Here is a 15,497-nt window from a genome sequence, read left to right as displayed (position 1 = left end):
CGCCTCCTCTCGATTCGGAACACCCGGGTACCCGGCGCCGCCCCGGCTATCCCTTCCCTCCGCCGTCCGGTCCGCGCCCGCCCGGCCGGGCCTGGAACCAGTCGAGGCGGGCCTGCAACAGCACAGCCTCGGCAGCCAGTTCGGGCACACCGACCTCATCGGCCACAGCGAGGTCGGCCACGGACTCGACGGACGCCGGCCACCACCCGCAGCCGCTCCCCTGCCGGCCGGGCGAACCCCGCGAGCCAGTCGGACATAGGGCAAGCCGCCACACGCCGAAGCAACGCTTACCAATACCCCGTAGCAGAATTAAGTAGAGCTACGACATGACACTGCCGACACTAATACCATGACGACCGCCAACGCCTCGGCCCCTCCCTTCGGCCGGGCCCTCTGCGCCATGCTCACGCCCTTCACCGAGGCGGGATCCCTCGACCTCGACGGCGCCCAGCGGCTGGCCGACCGGCTGGTGGCCGAGGGGTGCGACGGGCTCGTGCTCTCCGGCACGACGGGCGAGTCGCCGACCACCTCGGACGCCGAGAAGGCGGAGCTGATCAGAGCCGTCCGGGAAGCGGTGGGCGACCGGACGACGATCGTCGCGGGAGTGGGCACCTTCGACACCCGGCACACCGTCGAACTCGCCCTGACGGCCGAAAAGGCGGGCGCCGACGGCCTGTTGGTGGTCGCTCCGTACTACAGCAAGCCCCCGCAGGACGCCGTCGAGGCGCACTTCCGCGAGATCGCCGACGCCGCCGGACTGCCCCTCGCGCTGTACGACATCCCCGGCCGCACCGGTACCCGGATCGAGCCGGAGACGCTGATCCGGCTCGCCGAGCACCCCCGGATCGTCGCGGTGAAGGACTGCTCCTACGACTTCCTCGGCGCCCAGAAGGTGCTCGCCCGCACGGAGTTGGCGTACTACGCGGGCTGCGACGAGCACAACCTCGCGCTGTACGCGGTGGGCGGCGCCGGCTACATCAGCACCGTCGCGAACGTCGTTCCGGCCCAACTCCGTGCGGTCCTCGACACGTTCGAGGCGGGCGACACCCCCGTGTCCGCCCGCCTCCAGCAACGTGCCACGCCGCTCATCGAGTTGATGATGGCGGCGGGCCTGCCCGGCGCGGTCACCGCGAAGGCTCTGCTCAATGCGCTCGGCCTGCCCGCGGGCCCGGTCCGCGCACCGCTGCGGCCCGCCGGCCGGGAGGCGGTCGACGGGCTGCTGGCGGCTTACGAGGAGCTCACGACGGGTTGATCAACGTCGGGCGAAAACAGGCTCCCACCCCTGTCGTTTCTCGTCCCGGTCCGGCTCACGAACACCGCTCAGTGGTACGACCTTGTCGCTGCCGATCGTGACCAGCACGAGCCGGGGCCGGTACGACTCGTCGAGACCGGTGACCCGTTCCCAGGCGATGAGCCGCTTGTCGTCCGCCCAGGCGAGCAGTTCGCCCCCGCGGACCTTGGTGATCTCCTTGCCCGTACGGGGGTCACGGATCGAGGAGTAGGACCTGCCCGGGGATCCGTCGACCTCCTTCGTCAGACCGAGGGCGGCGAGAGAGCCGTTCGGGGACAGCCGAGCCTCGACGTCCGAACGCAGGTGTTTCTCGTCGGCGGGAGCGGCGGCCTTCCTGCCCCGCAGGTCGTAGAACTGCTGGAGCCCGTCCCTCCCGCCGATGAACCGCGAGTACACCAGCTCACCGGACCGGCTGTACGCGAAGTCCTGGCGGGCGTTGATGTTGCGGTCGGGCGCGACCGCGCTCCAGGAGCCCTCGCCGGAGGCCACGTCGAGGTCGTAGAAACCGGTCCGGCTCGACTCGCCGTACCTGGACATCCACTCCCACACCTCCTGGCCCTCGCCGTTGAGCGCCGCCTCCTTGATCCGCAGGTCGGGGTTCTCGCCGTACGTCGTCGCGACGAGCCTGCTCCCGTCCTGCGAGAACGCCAGCCCGCCGACCCCGCGCTCGACCGGGATCCACCGCTCGACCTCCCCCGTCGCCAGGTCGAGCAGGCCGATCCGGCTCACGGGCAGGTTCTGCTCCAGCACGGCGGCCGTCTTCACGCCGGGGGCGACGGCGACGAATGACCACCGGGTGTCCTTCTCGTACTTCCCGGTCTCCGGGTCGAGCAGCCAGTAGGTGCGCACGATGGCACCCCGCTTGTCGGTCTCGGCGCGGAGTTCCGCCGTGGAGTAGGCGGCCAGCACCGTGTCCTCCGCCCCGATCAGGTCGCGCGGCGGCGACTGGTCCGGGTGGGCGTGGACGCCGCCCTGCTCCAGCACGCTCGCAGGACGCACGTCGTCCTTGCCGGCGTCCAGCAGCGGCACCGCGACGCCGATGGCGACCACGGCCGCGGTGGCCGCGGCGACGGAAACGATCCGCCGGGTGCGGCGGCGTCTGCGCACGGCCAGGACCCGGTCGGCGAACCCCGGCCCGGCCGACGGCTGTTCGGTGGCCAGCTCCCGCAGGGAGTCACGCACGAGTTCCTCGACGTTCACGGACGCACCTCCACGGGTGAGAAGTCACGGGACGGCCGCGGTCCGGCGGCCGCCGGGTCCAGGGCTGCCAGCTCCGGCGCGAGCGAGCGCAGCCGGGCCAGCGAGCGGTGGGTCGTGGACCGTACGGTCCCCACGGAACAGCCGAGGATGCGGGCCACGTCGGCCTCCGGCAGGTCCTCGAAGTAGCGCAGCACCAGTACGGTGCGCTGCCGCGCGGTCAGCCGCGCCAGTGCGCCCCGCATCAGCAGCCGCAGCTCGGCGGCGGATGCCGCATCCGGGCTCGCCCCGCTCTCGGGCGGCTCGGCGACGGTGAGTTCACGCCGGGGCCACTTCAGCCGCCAGCGGCTGATCTGCTGCCGGTACAGGACCTGCCGCACGTACGCTTCCGGCTCGTCGATGCGATGCCAGCGGCCGGCCGCCTTCATCAGGGCGTTCTGCAGCAGATCCTCCCCGGCGTGCCGGTCGCCGCCGGTCAGCAGCACCGCCGTCTTCAGCAGCGCGGACGACCGGTTCTCCACGAACTCCCGAAAGCTCTGCTGCGCTTCGGCATCCATCGTCACCTTCTCTTCCCCCGGACGGGCCGGACGCCCGCCTCTCCTACCCCCTGTGACGCGTGCGGTGTGCTGCCGCTATGCCGGCTGCGCAGAAAAGAATCCCCCACACGGCAGGGCCCGCACCGCCACCCTGTGCGGTACGGGCCCCGGCCCATGTTCGCTGCGCTCAGCGCGCGATCAGCCCCACTTGTACCCGTCCCCGAAGAGCAGGAAGTGCTCCAGCACATCTTCCATCGGATCGTCGACCTGCCCCACGTTGACCAGCCCGATGCGGGGCCCGTTGTGCGAGCCCGTGTTGGTCTCGTCGGCATAGGCGGCCCCGGCCGGCAGCCAGCACGCCGCCCCCGCAGCCAGCGTGCCCACCACCAGGCGCACTACAGCCCTGCCCCGCGCACTCGTCTTCACTCGACCCACCATCGGCCCTCATCTCGTCGGTTCGGCGTGTGATCGGAAACTGCGTCGACCTGTTCATCTGCCTGGACCGCGCTGAGGTCACGTGGAGTAACCCGTACGTGATCGCGCCGCGCCGGGCTGACACACGTCGAGCGCCCTCCCACGAGCCGTTTCCGGCTGTGGGAGGGCGCTCGACGACAGCAGTCCGAGGGCGGTCGCCGTCAGTTGTGGCTGTGCAGGATCTCGTTCAGGCCGCCCCACACCGCGTTGTTCGGGCGGGCCTCGACCGTGCCGGTGACCGAGTTGCGGCGGAAGAGGATGTTGGAGGCGCCGGAGAGTTCGCGGGCCTTGACGATCTGGCCGTCGGGCATCGTGATGCGGGTGCCGGCGGTGACGTACAGGCCGGCCTCGACGACGCACTCGTCGCCCAGCGCGATGCCGACGCCCGCCTCGGCGCCGATCAGGCAGCGCTCGCCGATGGTGATGATCACGTTGCCGCCGCCGGACAGGGTGCCCATCGTCGACGCGCCGCCGCCGATGTCCGAGCCGTCGCCGACCACGACGCCCGCGGAGATACGGCCCTCGACCATGGAGGTGCCGAGGGTGCCGGCGTTGAAGTTGACGAAGCCCTCGTGCATGACGGTGGTGCCCTCGGAGAGGTGCGCGCCCAGGCGGACCCGGTCGGCGTCGGCGATGCGCACGCCCTTGGGGGCGACGTAGTCCGTCATCCGCGGGAACTTGTCGATCGAGGTGACCTGGAGGTGCAGCCCCTCCGCGCGGGCGTTCAGGCGGACCTTCTCGACGTCGTCGACGGCGACCGGGCCGAGGGAGGTCCAGGCGACGTTGGCGAGGAAGCCGAACTGGCCCTCCAGGCTCAGGCCGTGCGGCTTGACCAGGCGGTGGGAGAGCAGGTGCAGGCGCAGGTACACGTCGTGCGCGTCGATCGGCTTCTCGTCGAGCGAGGCGATGACCGTGCGGACCGCGACGACCTCGACGCCCCGGCGTGCATCCGGCCCGACCGCCTTCGCGGCGCCCTCACCGATCAGCTCGACGGCCCGCTCGGCGGACAGCCGCTCGCTGCCGGAGGGACCGGGCTCGGCGACGAGCTCGGGCGCGGGGAACCAGGTGTCGAGAACAGTGCCGTCAGCGGCGATCGTGGCAAGGCCGGCTGCCACGGCGCCGGTGGTACGAGGAGCAGTCGTGTCGGTCATGAGGGCAACCTAACCGGCGGGGGGCCGCCCGGGCCAACCGGCGGGAGGGGCGTCTCAGGGTACGGGCCGTCCGTGGCTGACCGTGGCCCCAGTCCCTGGCCGGTGTGGTCGGTCGCTCCGGCGTTCCTGCTCCGGCCGGGAGTCACACCTCCCGTCAGGGAATCACCCGCCGCAGCACCTCACACGCATACCCCTCGTCGTAGGGCACCTCGGTCAGCAACACCTGCAGACAGATCCCGTCCATCAACGCCACCAGCGCCCGCGCGGTGACCGTGTCCGTGCGCCGGGAGAGCCGGTCGGCGAGGTCCTGCGCCCACTCGGCGGCAACCGGACGCAGGGCGGGGCGGCGCAGGGCGGCGAGGTAGAGCTCGTACTCCAGCTCCACGCCCGTGCGGTCCCCCGCGAGCCACTCGCCCATCCAGCCGGCGAGTTCGGCGGCCAGGTCGGTGTCCGGGTCCGTGAGGCCGCCGCGCGAGGCGACCACCTTGGCGAAGCCCTCGTTGGCCTGGCGCAGGGCGGCGACCAGCAGATCGTCGAGGGTCTTGAAGTGGTACGTCGTGGAGCCCAGCGGCACGTCCGCCTCCGCGGCGGCCGTGCGGTGGCTCAGCCCCGCGATGCCCTTCTCCCCGACGACCCGGATCGCCGCGTCGATGATCCGCTGACGCCGCTCGGGGTCGTAGCGCCGGGGCATCAGTGCGCGCCTCCCAGGTTCAGCACCACCACGCCGGCGATGATCAGCGCGATGCCCGCGGCCTTGGCGACCGTCATCCCCTCCCCCATGAACAGGATCCCGATGGTGGCGATGGCCGCCGTGCCGACGCCCGCCCAGATCGCGTAGGCCGTGCCCACGGAGACGGTCCTCAGGGTCTGGGCGAGCAGCGCGAAGGAGACGAGGTAGCCGAGGGCGGTCAGCAGCGACGGCCAGAGCCTGCTGAAGCCGTCGCTGTACTTCATGGACGTAGTGGCGGCCACCTCGGCCGCTATGGCTCCGGCGAGCAGCAGGTATCCCATATGTACGAGCGTACACAACGATCGCGACAGTTGCGTACGGCCGTACACAACCGTCCTCGCACACTTACGGCTTCCGCGCCTCGAAGCGGTGGCGGGACGCCTCGATGTCACCGAGGTACCGGTGGGTCCAGTCGCACATGCCGTCGATGGTCACCCGCAGGGCCTGGCCCGGCTCGGTGAGCGTGTACTCGACGCGCGGCGGCACCGTGGCGTGCACGGTGCGCTCGATCAGGCCGTTGCGCTCCAGCATGCGCAGGTTCTGGGTGAGCATCTTGTGGCTGATCCCGTCGACCTCGCCGCGCAGCTCGCTGAAGCGCAGGGTCCGCTCCCCCAGAGCCTCGATGATCAGCAAAGCCCATTTGTTCGCGATGTCCGAGAAGATCTCCCGGGCCAGGGAGTCCGCGCGCGTCACGTCCGCCTGGTCCAGTGAGTCGCTGAACTGCTTGGTTCCCATGAGGTTCCCCAGTCACCGAAAAGTGCGTTCTTCCATGTCAGCGGCCACTCTCCTACGGTTCCTGAGTAACCACAAGTGACCACTAGACGGAACGGACGGACGACATGGCCATCACTTTGGTGAACCCGAGCGGACTGGTGGAGGTCGACGCCTACCACCAGGTGTCGATCGCGAGCGGCTCGAAGCTGGTCTTCGTCGCCGGGCAGGTCGCGTGGGACGCGGAAGGCACCGCGGTCGGCACGGGCGACCTCGCCGCGCAGGTCGAGCAGTGCTACCTCAACGTCGGCACCGCCCTGGCCGCGGCCGGCGCCTCCTTCGACGACGTCGCGAAGCTGAACGTCCACGTCGTCGACTGGACACCCGACAAGATGCCCCAGCTCATGGAGGGGATCACCCGGGCGGCCACCAAGCTGGGAGTCACCGCCGCACCGCCGGCCACACTGCTGGGCGTCGCGGCACTGGACGTGCCCGAGCATCTGGTCGAGATCGAGGCCACCGCGGTCCTCGACTGAGTCACTGAACCCACGACCGGACAGGCGCCGTCCGGGGCGGGTGGGCCGGCCCCGGGTCAGCAGGTACGGCGGCGGTACGCGTCCTCCCCCGCCGGTACGACGTCCAGGTCGCGCAGGACCACCGACAGCTTGTCGCCCCACTGCGCACACGCGGCGGCGAGGCCGTCCTGCCGGTACTCGATGTCGAAGACGCGGTCGTCGTACGCGTCCGCGTAGGCGTCGCACTCGTCGTACTGTCCGCATTCCTCGGCCACCGCGAAGTCGAAGCCGATATCGCGCCCCTGTCCGGCCAGTTCGGCGGCGTTCTTCTGGCCGATCGCCAGGCCGGCGGCGTGGGCCCGGGCGGTGATCAGCTTGCCGAAGGCCACGTTGTCGTCGGCGGTCAGCAGACCGTCGGACCGCTCGTGCGAGTCGAGGTTGTCGGCCTCGACGGCCTGGAATCCGGCGGCGGCACAGCCGTCGATCCACTCCCCCACGACGTCGGCGAGCCGTTCGCGCTTGGCGGGTGTCGAGATGTCCAGGACGGCCTCGTCCCAGTCCCGGTCGATGACCAGCGAGTCGTCGGCGTCGCGGAGGAGCAGGTCGGGATGGCGGGCCTCCCACCAGTCCTCGGTGTCCGGCTGGGCCTGGAAGGCGTTGACGTAGCAGAGGTTGTAGACCCCCGGCGCCGGTTTCGCCGCCCGGTCGCGGGAGACCGCGCGTACGCCGGTGGGCGGCCGGTAGGCCCCGCCGATCTGGTAGTCGAAGGCGACCCCCGGCTCGGGCAGGACCACCTTCCCGGCCCCGCCGGTGCCGGGGGCCGTCGGGGCGGTGGAGCGGCCCGGCTCGTCGGCGTCCTCACCGTCGGACGCCGTACATCCGCCCGCGGCCACGGCGAGCGCACCGCACAGAGCTGCGGCCGCGAGCGCGCGGCGGAGGGCACGGGGGGCGCGGTGGGCCATGGTCCGGGGGCTCCTGTCGGTGTGTGCTCCTGCAGTGCTGCCCGGCCATGATGCCCTGTTGCGGGCCTGGGCCCGGCAGTCGGGGCCGCGACGGCCTCGACTGAGCCCCTCGCCGTCGGAAACCAGCCACGACGTCAACAGGCCGCTCTCTGCCCATAATTGATTGAGCGTCAGTTATCACGCCCCCGACTGCTGACGCGGAGAACCCCGCCCGCTCCCTCCTGAAACCGGCTCAGAGATCGATCTGGATACGGCTCGTTCCAAACAGGTGCTCGGGAGTCACTGGGTCCACTAGTGTTTCACCGTTCACATACCGGGCCTTCGCAGCCGCGGTCGTCGCCCCATGACACCGCTGGGGGAACAGCGCATGCCAGAAAACAAGTCCCGGCCGTCTCAGGACCAACCTTGGGAGAACGGCTGGGCTCCGGACACCTCCCGGGCGCCCGGGACGCGCCGCCTGTGGCTGGCGGGCGGCATGGCGGTGGCGACGATCGTCGCGTGCGCCACGGCAATCGTCGTGATGGAGAGGGCACCTGACGAGCAGACACGCTCGGCACCGGCCGACGAGAACACGACGGCCCCCGGCCTGATCTCGTTCGCCACGCCCTCGGAGACTCCCCCGAAGGGCAAGAGCGGCCTGTCGACGGCCGAGGCGGCGACCAGGGCGCCGCGCCAACAGGACGCCGGCACACCCAAGCCCGCGCCGAAGCCGTCCAAGTCGGCGTCGGGCGAGGGCGGTTCATCAGCCGCCCCGAAGCCCCCGGCCGCCACCACCTGGCGGTCCTTCCGCTCGGTCAACTACCCGGACCGCTACTGGCACGTGAGCGGTGGCTCCGTGGCCCTGGACCCGGTCCGCGGTTCCGAATCCCGCGAGGACTCCACGTTCAAGCAGGTGAAGGGCCTGGCCGACGGCTCCTGCTACTCCTTCGCCACGCATGACGGCAGCTACCTCCGGCACCGCACCTTCGTCCTGCGCACCGAACGTCACGACGGCTCCGCCCAGTTCAAGCAGGACGCCACCTTCTGCCCCCGCGACTCGTCCCACTCCGGCGCGACCATGCTGGAGTCGGTCAACTACCCGGGGTACTTCCTCCGCCACAAGAACTTCGTCGTCCGTCTCGAACGCTTCGAGTACAGCTCCCTGTACCTGGCGGACTCGTCGTTCCGGATGGTCGGCGGGCCGGCCTGAGCCAACCCCGACCACGAGCACGGGAAAGCGGCGGCACCCGGAAGGTGCCGCCGCTTTGTCCGTGCGTGGGGAGCCTCGGCCCCTGAATCAGACGTTGAACCCAAGCGCCCGAAGCTGCTCACGCCCATCGTCCGTGATCTTGTCCGGCCCCCACGGCGGCATCCAGACCCAGTTGATGCGCAGCTCGTTGACGAGGCCGTCCGTGGCGGACTTGGCCTGGTCCTCGATGACGTCCGTCAGCGGGCAGGCCGCCGAGGTCAGGGTCATGTCGAGCGTCGCGATGTTCGCGTCGTCGATGTGGATGCCGTAGATGAGGCCGAGATTGACGACGTCGATACCCAGCTCGGGGTCGACGACGTCGTACAGCGCCTCACGGACCTCTTCCTCCGAGGCCGGCTTCATCTCCACGGTGTCACTCATGCCGTCTTCCTTTCGGCGTCGGCGTCGCCCAGCGCCTGGGCCGTCGCGTCCTTCCACGCCATCCAGCTCAGGAGGGCGCACTTGACCCGGGCGGGGTACTTGGAGACTCCGGAGAACGCGACCGCGTCCTCCAGAACCTCCTCCATCGCGTCATCGGGCTCGAGCTTCCCCTTGGACTGCATCAGCTCCAGGAAGGTCTCCTGGATCTTCTGCGCGTCGGAGAGGTCCTTGCCGACGAGGAGTTCGTTCAGTACGGACGCGCTCGCCTGGCTGATGGAACAGCCCTGGCCCTCGTACGAGACGTCCTCGATCTTCGTGCCGTCGTACTTCACGCGCAGGGTGATCTCATCGCCGCACGTCGGGTTGACGTGGTGCACCTCGGCGTCGCCATCCCGCAAGCCCCGCCCGTGCGGGTTCTTGTAGTGGTCCAGGATGACTTCCTGGTACATCGAATCCAGCTTCATGCGATCGCTCGTCCCGTCAGCCGAAGAAGTTCCGTACGTGCTCCAGGCCGTCCACCAGAGCGTCGATCTCGGCCGGCGTGGAGTACAGATAGAACGACGCTCGCGTGGTCGCAGGAATTCCGTAGCGGAGGCAGACCGGCCGCGCGCAGTGGTGGCCGACCCGGACCGCGATGCCCTGCTCGTCGAGGACCTGGCCCACGTCGTGCGGATGGATGTCGCCGAGCGTGAAGGAGATCGCGGCGCCCCGGTCCTCGGCCGTGGTCGGGCCGATGATCCTGAGGTCGGGGACCTCCGCGAACCGCTTCACCGCGTACTCGGTGAGCGCGTGCTCGTGGGCGAGGATCTTGTCCATGCCGATCGAGTTGAGGTAGTCGATCGCCGCGCCGAGGCCGATCGCCTGGGAGATCGGGGGCGTGCCCGCCTCGAACTTGTGCGGGGCGGGAGCGTACGTCGACGAGTGCATCGACACGGTCTCGATCATCTCGCCGCCGCCGAGGAACGGGGGCAGGTCCTCCAGCAGCTCCTGGCGGCCCCACAGGACGCCGATGCCGGTCGGGCCGCACATCTTGTGGCCGGTGAAGGCCACGAAGTCGGCCTGGAGCGACTGCACGTCCAGCGGCATGTGGGGAGCGGCCTGCGAGGCGTCGATGCACACCAGCGCACCGACCTCCTGTGCACGGCGCACTATCGCCTCGACCGGGTTGAGCGTGCCCAGGATGTTCGACACCAGCACGAAGGAGACGATCTTCGTCTTCTCCGTGATGATCTCGTCGATGTTGGACAGGTCGAGACGGCCGTCGTCGGTCAGGCCGAACCACTTCAGCTTCGCGCCCGTGCGCTGCGCGAGCAGCTGCCACGGCACGATGTTGGAGTGGTGCTCCATCTCCGTGATGACGATCTCGGTCTCGTGGTCCACCCGGTAGGGCTCGTCGGCCCAGCCGAGCATGTTGGCCACGAGGTTCAGCGACTCGGAGGCGTTCTTCGTGAAGATCACCTCGTCGCGGCTGGGCGCGTTGATGAACTCCGCGACCTTGTCGCGCGCGCCCTCGTACAGCGCCGTGGCCTCCTCGGCGAGGACGTGCACGCCACGGTGGACGTTGGCGTTGTGCTGCTCGTAGTACTCGGAGAGCACGTCGAGCACCTGGCGCGGCGTCTGCGAGGTCGCCGCGTTGTCCAGGTACACGAGCTTCTTGTCGCCGTGGACGACGCGGTCCAGGATCGGGAAGTCCTTGCGGAGCGCCTCGGTGTCGAGGAGGCCCGGCAGCTGTGTCACGCGGATGCGCCACCCTTCACGTACTTGTCGTAGCCCTCGGCCTCGAGCTGGTCCGCGAGCTCCGCTCCGCCGGACTCGGCGATACGGCCGTTCGCGAACACGTGGACGTAGTCGGGCTTGATGTAGCGCAGGATGCGCGTGTAGTGCGTGATCAGCAGGGTGCCGACCTCGCCGGTCTCGCGGACCCGGTTCACGCCCTCGGAGACGACGCGCAGGGCGTCGACGTCCAGGCCGGAGTCGGTCTCGTCGAGGATCGCGATCTTCGGCTTGAGCAGCTCCAGCTGAAGGATCTCGTGGCGCTTCTTCTCACCGCCGGAGAAGCCCTCGTTGACGTTGCGCTCGGCGAAGGACGGGTCCATGGAGAGGCGCTCCATGGTCTCCTTGACCTCCTTCACCCAGGTGCGCAGCTTGGGGGCCTCGCCGCGGATGGCGGTGGCGGACGTACGGAGGAAGTTGGAGACCGAGACGCCGGGGACCTCGACCGGGTACTGCATCGCGAGGAACAGGCCGGCGCGGGCGCGCTCGTCGACGGACATCTCCAGGACGTCCTCGCCGTCGAGGGTGACGGTGCCGGCGGTGATCGTGTACTTGGGGTGACCCGCGAGGGAGTAGGCGAGGGTCGACTTGCCCGAGCCGTTGGGGCCCATGATGGCGTGCGTCTCGCCCTGCTTCACGGTGAGGTCGACGCCCTTGAGGATCTCCTTCGTGGCATTGTCGGCCTCGACGGTGACGTGCAGGTCTCGGATTTCAAGCGTTGCCATGGGTGCCTCAGGACTCCTGGGTGAGGGAGACGAGTACGTCGTCCCCTTCGATCTTTACGGGATATACGGGGACGGGGCGCGTCGCGGGAAGGCCGGACGGCTTGCCGGTGCGGAGGTCGAAGCTGGAGCCGTGCAGCCAGCACTCGATCTGGCAGTCCTCCACCTCGCCCTCGGAGAGCGAGACGTTCGCATGGGAGCAGATGTCGTGGATCGCGAACACCTCACCCTCGGTCTGCACGACCGAGACCGGCGTGCCGTCGAGTTCCACCCGCTTCGGGGTGTCCTCCTCCAGCTCGCTCAGCCCGCAGGCGCGTACGAAAGCCATCAGACCGTGGCCTCCAGCTCCTCGTCGATCTTCACGAGGAGGCGCTCTTCGATGTCGTCGACGCCGATCTGCTGGACGAGCTCGGCGAAGAAGCCGCGGACGACCAGACGACGGGCCTCGTCGGCCGGGATGCCGCGGGCCATCAGGTAGAAGAGCTGCTCGTCGTCGAAGCGGCCGGTCGCCGAGGCGTGGCCGGCACCGACGATCTCGCCGGTCTCGATCTCCAGGTTCGGCACGGAGTCGACCCGGGCGCCGTCGGTCAGAACCAGGTTGCGGTTCATCTCGTAGGTGTCCGTGCCCTCGGCCCTGGCCTCGATCAGCACGTCACCGATCCACACGGCGTGCGCGTCCTCGCCCTGGAGCGCGCCCTTGTAGGCGACGTTCGACTTGCAGTGCGGGGTGTTGTGGTCGACCAGGAGGCGGTGCTCCTGGTGCTGGCCGGCGTCCGTGAAGTAGAGGCCGAAGAGCTCGGCCTCGCCGCCGGTGCCGGCGTAGGCGACGCGCGGGTGGAGGCGTACGAGGTCGCCGCCGAAGGTGACCACGAACGACTTGAAGGTGGCGTCCCGGCCGATCAGCGCGTTGTGCTGGCCCACGTGCACGGCCTTGTCGTCCCAGTCCTGGACGGAGACGACGGTGAGCTTGGCGCCGTCGCCCAGGATGTAGTCGACGTTGGCGGCGAGCACCGCGTCACCGGTGTGGTCGATGACGACGACGGCCTCGGCGAAGGCTTTGAGCTCCACGACCTGGTGGCCGTAGGCGATCCCGCCCTCGCCGTGCACGGCGATGCGGATCGGCTCGGTGAGGACCGTCTCCTTGGGGACGGTGATCACGCCGGCCTTCTCGAACGCCGAGTACGCCTGGGCCGCGACGCGGTCCACGGGCATGCCCGCCTTGCCGAGGCGGGCGTCGTCACGGCCGACGGTCTCGACGGTGACGCCCTCGGGGGCCTCGACGGTGACCTGCAGGCCGTCGCCGGTCGCCACGGCGGTGCCGTCGTGCAGCCCGCGCAGGCGCTCCAGCGGGGTGAACCGCCACTCCTCCTCGCGGCCGTGCGGGACCGGGAAGTCCGCCACGTCGTAGGACGGGGGTGCGCTCATGCGCGTGGCGACGGTCGACTCGGCGGCAACGGCCACCGCGCCGGCGGTGGTGGACCCCACCGGGATGTTCTGAGCCTCAGCCATGGCTGTCGGTCTGCTCTCTTCCTACGTCAGATTTCGCTAGCTGCTTTACGGAGGACCCGGTCTTAACCGACCGCGCCTTCCATCTGCAGCTCGATCAGCCGGTTGAGCTCGAGGGCGTACTCCATGGGCAGTTCCTTGGCGATCGGCTCGACGAAGCCGCGCACGATCATCGCCATCGCCTCGAACTCGCTCAGACCGCGGCTCATCAGGTAGAAGAGCTGGTCCTCGGAGACCTTGGAGACGGTCGCCTCGTGGCCCATGGACACGTCGTCCTCACGGACGTCCACGTAGGGGTACGTGTCGGAGCGGGAGATGGTGTCGACGAGCAGCGCGTCGCACAGCACGTTGGACTTCGAGCCGTGGGCGCCCTCGCCGATCTCGACCAGACCGCGGTACGAGGTACGGCCGCCGCCACGTGCCACGGACTTCGACACGATGTTGGAGGAGGTGTTCGGCGCCATGTGGACCATCTTGGAGCCGGCGTCCTGGTGCTGCCCCTCGCCCGCGAAGGCGATGGACAGGGTCTCGCCCTTGGCGTGCTCGCCCATCAGGTAGACGGCCGGGTACTTCATCGTCACCTTGGAGCCGATGTTGCCGTCGATCCACTCCATGGTCGCGCCCTCGTAGGCGACGGCGCGCTTGGTGACCAGGTTGTAGACGTTGTTCGACCAGTTCTGGATGGTCGTGTAGCGGCAGCGGGCGCCCTTCTTCACGATGATCTCGACCACCGCGGAGTGCAGGGAGTCCGACTTGTAGATCGGCGCGGTGCAGCCCTCGACGTAGTGGACGTAGGCGTCCTCGTCGACGATGATCAGCGTCCGCTCGAACTGGCCCATGTTCTCCGTGTTGATACGGAAGTAGGCCTGGAGCGGGATCTCGACGTGCACGCCCTTCGGCACGTAGATGAAGGAGCCGCCCGACCACACGGCGGTGTTCAGCGACGCGAACTTGTTGTCACCGACCGGGATGACGGTGCCGAAGTACTCCTTGAAGAGCTCCGGGTGCTCCTTCAGGGCCGTGTCGGTGTCCAGGAAGATGACGCCCTGCTCCTCCAGGTCCTCGCGGATCTGGTGGTAGACGACCTCGGACTCGTACTGGGCCGCGACACCGGCGACGAGGCGCTGCTTCTCCGCCTCGGGGATGCCGAGCTTGTCGTACGTGTTCTTGATGTCCTCGGGCAGGTCCTCCCAGGACTCCGCCTGCTTCTCCGTGGAACGCACGAAGTACTTGATGTTGTCGAAGTCGATGCCCGAGAGGTCCGAGCCCCAGTTCGGCATGGGCTTCTTGTCGAACAGCCGCAGACCCTTGAGACGGAGCTTGGTCATCCAGTCCGGCTCGTTCTTCTTCCCGGAGATGTCACGGACGACGTCCTCGCTCAGACCACGCTTCGCAGAGGCGCCGGCTTCGTCGGAGTCGGCCCAGCCGTATTCGTACTTGCCCAGACCCTCGAGCTCAGGGTGGGCAGTCTCCTCGATGGGGAGAGTCATGCGGGGTTCCTCCCGGCCTTGCTTGCAGATGCGTTATCGGTGGTGTGGGAAATCTTTGGGATGAACGTCGTGCAGACGCCGTCGCCGTGCGCGATGGTCGCCAGTCGCTGGACATGCGTTCCGAGCAGCTCGGCGAAGATCTCCGTCTCCGCCTCGCACAGCTGGGGGAACTGCTCCGCGACATGGGCCACCGGGCAGTGGTGCTGGCAGAGCTGCTCGCCTTTTTGAGGGAGGGGTGCGCTGCGCGCCGTAGCAGCGTACCCGTCCACGCTCAAGGCCTTGGCCAGGGCTTCGGTGCGCTCATCCGGGCTGACGGCCTCGATCGCCTTGCGGTACGCGCTCGCCTGGGCGGCGATCCGGGCGCGGGCGAAGGCGGCGACCGCCTCGCTCCCGCCCTCGCGCTCGGCGATCCACTTGAGGGCGTCCGCGGCGAGCTTGTCGTACGACTGGTCGAAGGCGTCGCGGCCGCAGTCGGTGAGCGCGAAGACCTTGGCGGGACGGCCACGCGTGCGCGTGCCGTACACCCGCTGTTCCCGGGCCTCCACGACATCGTCCGCGACCAGCGCGTCCAGATGCCTGCGTACGGCGGCCTGGGTGAGTCCCAGCCGGCCGGCCAGCTCCGCGACGGTCGACGGCCCGTGGTCCAGGATGGACCGCGCGACCCGGTTGCGCGTGGAGCGCTCCCCGGTCGCAAGCTCCTCCTGAGGGGTTCCCATGCGGGTCTCCCGAGCCTCGCCGACGTATTTCACAACGCCATTGTTGCGTAATTCCTCAAGGGCAGGCAAGCCACGGCCGGACACCCCGCGGGTGCCCTGCGTCACTTAGGTATA

20 protein-coding genes are annotated in these 15,497 nt (G+C 69.3%); 3 read left to right on the top strand and 17 right to left on the bottom strand.

The window, feature by feature from the left end:
* Window positions 1-46 precede the first annotated feature (46 nt).
* A complete protein-coding gene (locus tag OG331_RS36965; protein WP_406204660.1) occupies window positions 47-181 on the bottom strand; it encodes a hypothetical protein in 135 nt (44 codons plus the stop codon).
* A gap of 168 nt (window positions 182-349) precedes the next feature.
* Here OG331_RS36965 and dapA point away from each other — a divergent pair, with 168 nt between their 5' ends.
* Complete coding sequence (dapA, locus tag OG331_RS36960; protein WP_406204657.1) at window positions 350-1,252, top strand: 4-hydroxy-tetrahydrodipicolinate synthase; 903 nt, start codon at window positions 350-352, stop codon at window positions 1,250-1,252.
* Here the strand turns inward: dapA and OG331_RS36955 are convergent, their stop codons facing one another.
* The 7 genes from OG331_RS36955 to OG331_RS36925 form a co-directional block, all read right to left on the bottom strand.
* Window positions 1,253-2,491, bottom strand: a complete 1,239-nt coding sequence (locus OG331_RS36955) for a YncE family protein (protein ID WP_406204654.1) — start codon at window positions 2,489-2,491, stop codon at window positions 1,253-1,255.
* Window positions 2,488-3,045, bottom strand: a complete 558-nt coding sequence (locus OG331_RS36950; RefSeq protein WP_406204651.1) for a SigE family RNA polymerase sigma factor — start codon at window positions 3,043-3,045, stop codon at window positions 2,488-2,490. Before OG331_RS36950 ends, OG331_RS36955 begins: the two co-directional genes overlap by 4 nt.
* 177 nt (window positions 3,046-3,222) lie before the next feature.
* On the bottom strand, window positions 3,223-3,462 hold the full coding sequence (locus tag OG331_RS36945; RefSeq protein WP_391403974.1) for a hypothetical protein: 240 nt from the start codon (window positions 3,460-3,462) through the stop codon (window positions 3,223-3,225).
* Between the two features lie 197 nt (window positions 3,463-3,659).
* A complete protein-coding gene (gene dapD / locus OG331_RS36940; protein ID WP_362378473.1) occupies window positions 3,660-4,649 on the bottom strand; it encodes a 2,3,4,5-tetrahydropyridine-2,6-dicarboxylate N-succinyltransferase in 990 nt (329 codons plus the stop codon).
* 154 nt (window positions 4,650-4,803) lie between these two features.
* A complete protein-coding gene (locus OG331_RS36935; RefSeq protein ID WP_406204648.1) occupies window positions 4,804-5,340 on the bottom strand; it encodes a TetR/AcrR family transcriptional regulator in 537 nt (178 codons plus the stop codon).
* Window positions 5,340-5,660: a multidrug efflux SMR transporter gene (locus OG331_RS36930; protein ID WP_328428545.1), complete on the bottom strand. Its 321-nt coding sequence runs from the start codon at window positions 5,658-5,660 to the stop codon at window positions 5,340-5,342. The genes OG331_RS36935 and OG331_RS36930 overlap by 1 nt, the downstream gene beginning before the upstream one ends.
* A 64-nt stretch (window positions 5,661-5,724) precedes the next feature.
* On the bottom strand, window positions 5,725-6,114 hold the full coding sequence (locus tag OG331_RS36925; protein ID WP_406204645.1) for a winged helix-turn-helix transcriptional regulator: 390 nt from the start codon (window positions 6,112-6,114) through the stop codon (window positions 5,725-5,727).
* Window positions 6,115-6,218: 104 nt separating this feature from the next.
* Here OG331_RS36925 and OG331_RS36920 point away from each other — a divergent pair, with 104 nt between their 5' ends.
* Window positions 6,219-6,626: a RidA family protein gene (locus OG331_RS36920; protein WP_328882429.1), complete on the top strand. Its 408-nt coding sequence runs from the start codon at window positions 6,219-6,221 to the stop codon at window positions 6,624-6,626.
* Window positions 6,627-6,682: 56 nt separating this feature from the next.
* Here the strand turns inward: OG331_RS36920 and OG331_RS36915 are convergent, their stop codons facing one another.
* Window positions 6,683-7,567, bottom strand: a complete 885-nt coding sequence (locus OG331_RS36915; RefSeq protein ID WP_406204642.1) for an endo alpha-1,4 polygalactosaminidase — start codon at window positions 7,565-7,567, stop codon at window positions 6,683-6,685.
* Between the two features lie 367 nt (window positions 7,568-7,934).
* Here OG331_RS36915 and OG331_RS36910 point away from each other — a divergent pair, with 367 nt between their 5' ends.
* Window positions 7,935-8,756, top strand: a complete 822-nt coding sequence (locus OG331_RS36910; protein ID WP_406204640.1) for an AbfB domain-containing protein — start codon at window positions 7,935-7,937, stop codon at window positions 8,754-8,756.
* Between the two features lie 87 nt (window positions 8,757-8,843).
* Here the strand turns inward: OG331_RS36910 and OG331_RS36905 are convergent, their stop codons facing one another.
* The 8 genes from OG331_RS36905 to OG331_RS36870 form a co-directional block, all read right to left on the bottom strand.
* Entirely contained in the window at window positions 8,844-9,176 is a 333-nt protein-coding gene (locus OG331_RS36905) for a metal-sulfur cluster assembly factor (protein ID WP_328428541.1), read from the bottom strand.
* A complete protein-coding gene (gene sufU, locus OG331_RS36900; protein ID WP_328882426.1) occupies window positions 9,173-9,640 on the bottom strand; it encodes a Fe-S cluster assembly sulfur transfer protein SufU in 468 nt (155 codons plus the stop codon). The genes OG331_RS36905 and sufU overlap by 4 nt, the downstream gene beginning before the upstream one ends.
* A gap of 16 nt (window positions 9,641-9,656) precedes the next feature.
* Window positions 9,657-10,913 carry a cysteine desulfurase gene (locus OG331_RS36895; protein ID WP_328882425.1) on the bottom strand — a complete coding sequence of 419 codons (1,257 nt, stop codon included), beginning with the start codon at window positions 10,911-10,913 and terminating at the stop codon, window positions 9,657-9,659.
* Entirely contained in the window at window positions 10,910-11,674 is a 765-nt protein-coding gene (sufC, locus tag OG331_RS36890; protein WP_406204636.1) for a Fe-S cluster assembly ATPase SufC, read from the bottom strand. The genes OG331_RS36895 and sufC overlap by 4 nt, the downstream gene beginning before the upstream one ends.
* 7 nt (window positions 11,675-11,681) lie before the next feature.
* Complete coding sequence (locus OG331_RS36885; protein ID WP_031057580.1) at window positions 11,682-11,999, bottom strand: non-heme iron oxygenase ferredoxin subunit; 318 nt, start codon at window positions 11,997-11,999, stop codon at window positions 11,682-11,684.
* Complete coding sequence (gene sufD, locus OG331_RS36880) at window positions 11,999-13,180, bottom strand: Fe-S cluster assembly protein SufD (protein ID WP_406204633.1); 1,182 nt, start codon at window positions 13,178-13,180, stop codon at window positions 11,999-12,001. The genes OG331_RS36885 and sufD overlap by 1 nt, the downstream gene beginning before the upstream one ends.
* A 62-nt stretch (window positions 13,181-13,242) precedes the next feature.
* Window positions 13,243-14,667 (bottom strand): Fe-S cluster assembly protein SufB, encoded by a 1,425-nt coding sequence (gene sufB, locus OG331_RS36875; RefSeq protein ID WP_406204630.1) that lies wholly within the window; start codon window positions 14,665-14,667, stop codon window positions 13,243-13,245.
* The gene (locus tag OG331_RS36870) at window positions 14,664-15,416 is read right to left on the bottom strand and encodes a helix-turn-helix transcriptional regulator (protein WP_406204628.1); all 753 of its coding nucleotides are present in this window, start codon (window positions 15,414-15,416) and stop codon (window positions 14,664-14,666) included. Before OG331_RS36870 ends, sufB begins: the two co-directional genes overlap by 4 nt.
* Between the last annotated feature and the right edge of the window lie 81 nt (window positions 15,417-15,497).

This window comes from Streptomyces sp. NBC_01017, assembly GCF_045162795.1.
Taxonomy (GTDB): Bacteria; Actinomycetota; Actinomycetes; order Streptomycetales; family Streptomycetaceae; genus Streptomyces; species Streptomyces machairae.
The sequence above is the reverse complement of the archived record's forward strand: the minus strand, read 5'-3'. Positions and strand labels throughout refer to the sequence as shown.

Bases quoted from the DNA above. Each gene is read 5' to 3' on its own strand.
- dapA (WP_406204657.1), top strand. From the start codon at position 350: ATGACGACCGCCAACGCCTCGGCCCCTCCCTTCGGCCGGGCCCTCTGC.
- OG331_RS36950 (WP_406204651.1), bottom strand. From the start codon at position 3,045: ATGGATGCCGAAGCGCAGCAGAGCTTTCGGGAGTTCGTGGAGAACCGG.
- OG331_RS36945 (WP_391403974.1), bottom strand. From the start codon at position 3,462: ATGGTGGGTCGAGTGAAGACGAGTGCGCGGGGCAGGGCTGTAGTGCGC.
- dapD (WP_362378473.1), bottom strand. From the start codon at position 4,649: ATGACCGACACGACTGCTCCTCGTACCACCGGCGCCGTGGCAGCCGGC.
- OG331_RS36935 (WP_406204648.1), bottom strand. From the start codon at position 5,340: ATGCCCCGGCGCTACGACCCCGAGCGGCGTCAGCGGATCATCGACGCG.
- OG331_RS36930 (WP_328428545.1), bottom strand. From the start codon at position 5,660: ATGGGATACCTGCTGCTCGCCGGAGCCATAGCGGCCGAGGTGGCCGCC.
- OG331_RS36925 (WP_406204645.1), bottom strand. From the start codon at position 6,114: ATGGGAACCAAGCAGTTCAGCGACTCACTGGACCAGGCGGACGTGACG.
- OG331_RS36920 (WP_328882429.1), top strand. From the start codon at position 6,219: ATGGCCATCACTTTGGTGAACCCGAGCGGACTGGTGGAGGTCGACGCC.
- OG331_RS36915 (WP_406204642.1), bottom strand. From the start codon at position 7,567: ATGGCCCACCGCGCCCCCCGTGCCCTCCGCCGCGCGCTCGCGGCCGCA.
- OG331_RS36910 (WP_406204640.1), top strand. From the start codon at position 7,935: ATGCCAGAAAACAAGTCCCGGCCGTCTCAGGACCAACCTTGGGAGAAC.
- OG331_RS36905 (WP_328428541.1), bottom strand. From the start codon at position 9,176: ATGAGTGACACCGTGGAGATGAAGCCGGCCTCGGAGGAAGAGGTCCGT.
- sufU (WP_328882426.1), bottom strand. From the start codon at position 9,640: ATGAAGCTGGATTCGATGTACCAGGAAGTCATCCTGGACCACTACAAG.
- sufC (WP_406204636.1), bottom strand. From the start codon at position 11,674: ATGGCAACGCTTGAAATCCGAGACCTGCACGTCACCGTCGAGGCCGAC.
- OG331_RS36885 (WP_031057580.1), bottom strand. From the start codon at position 11,999: ATGGCTTTCGTACGCGCCTGCGGGCTGAGCGAGCTGGAGGAGGACACC.
- sufD (WP_406204633.1), bottom strand. From the start codon at position 13,180: ATGGCTGAGGCTCAGAACATCCCGGTGGGGTCCACCACCGCCGGCGCG.
- sufB (WP_406204630.1), bottom strand. From the start codon at position 14,667: ATGACTCTCCCCATCGAGGAGACTGCCCACCCTGAGCTCGAGGGTCTG.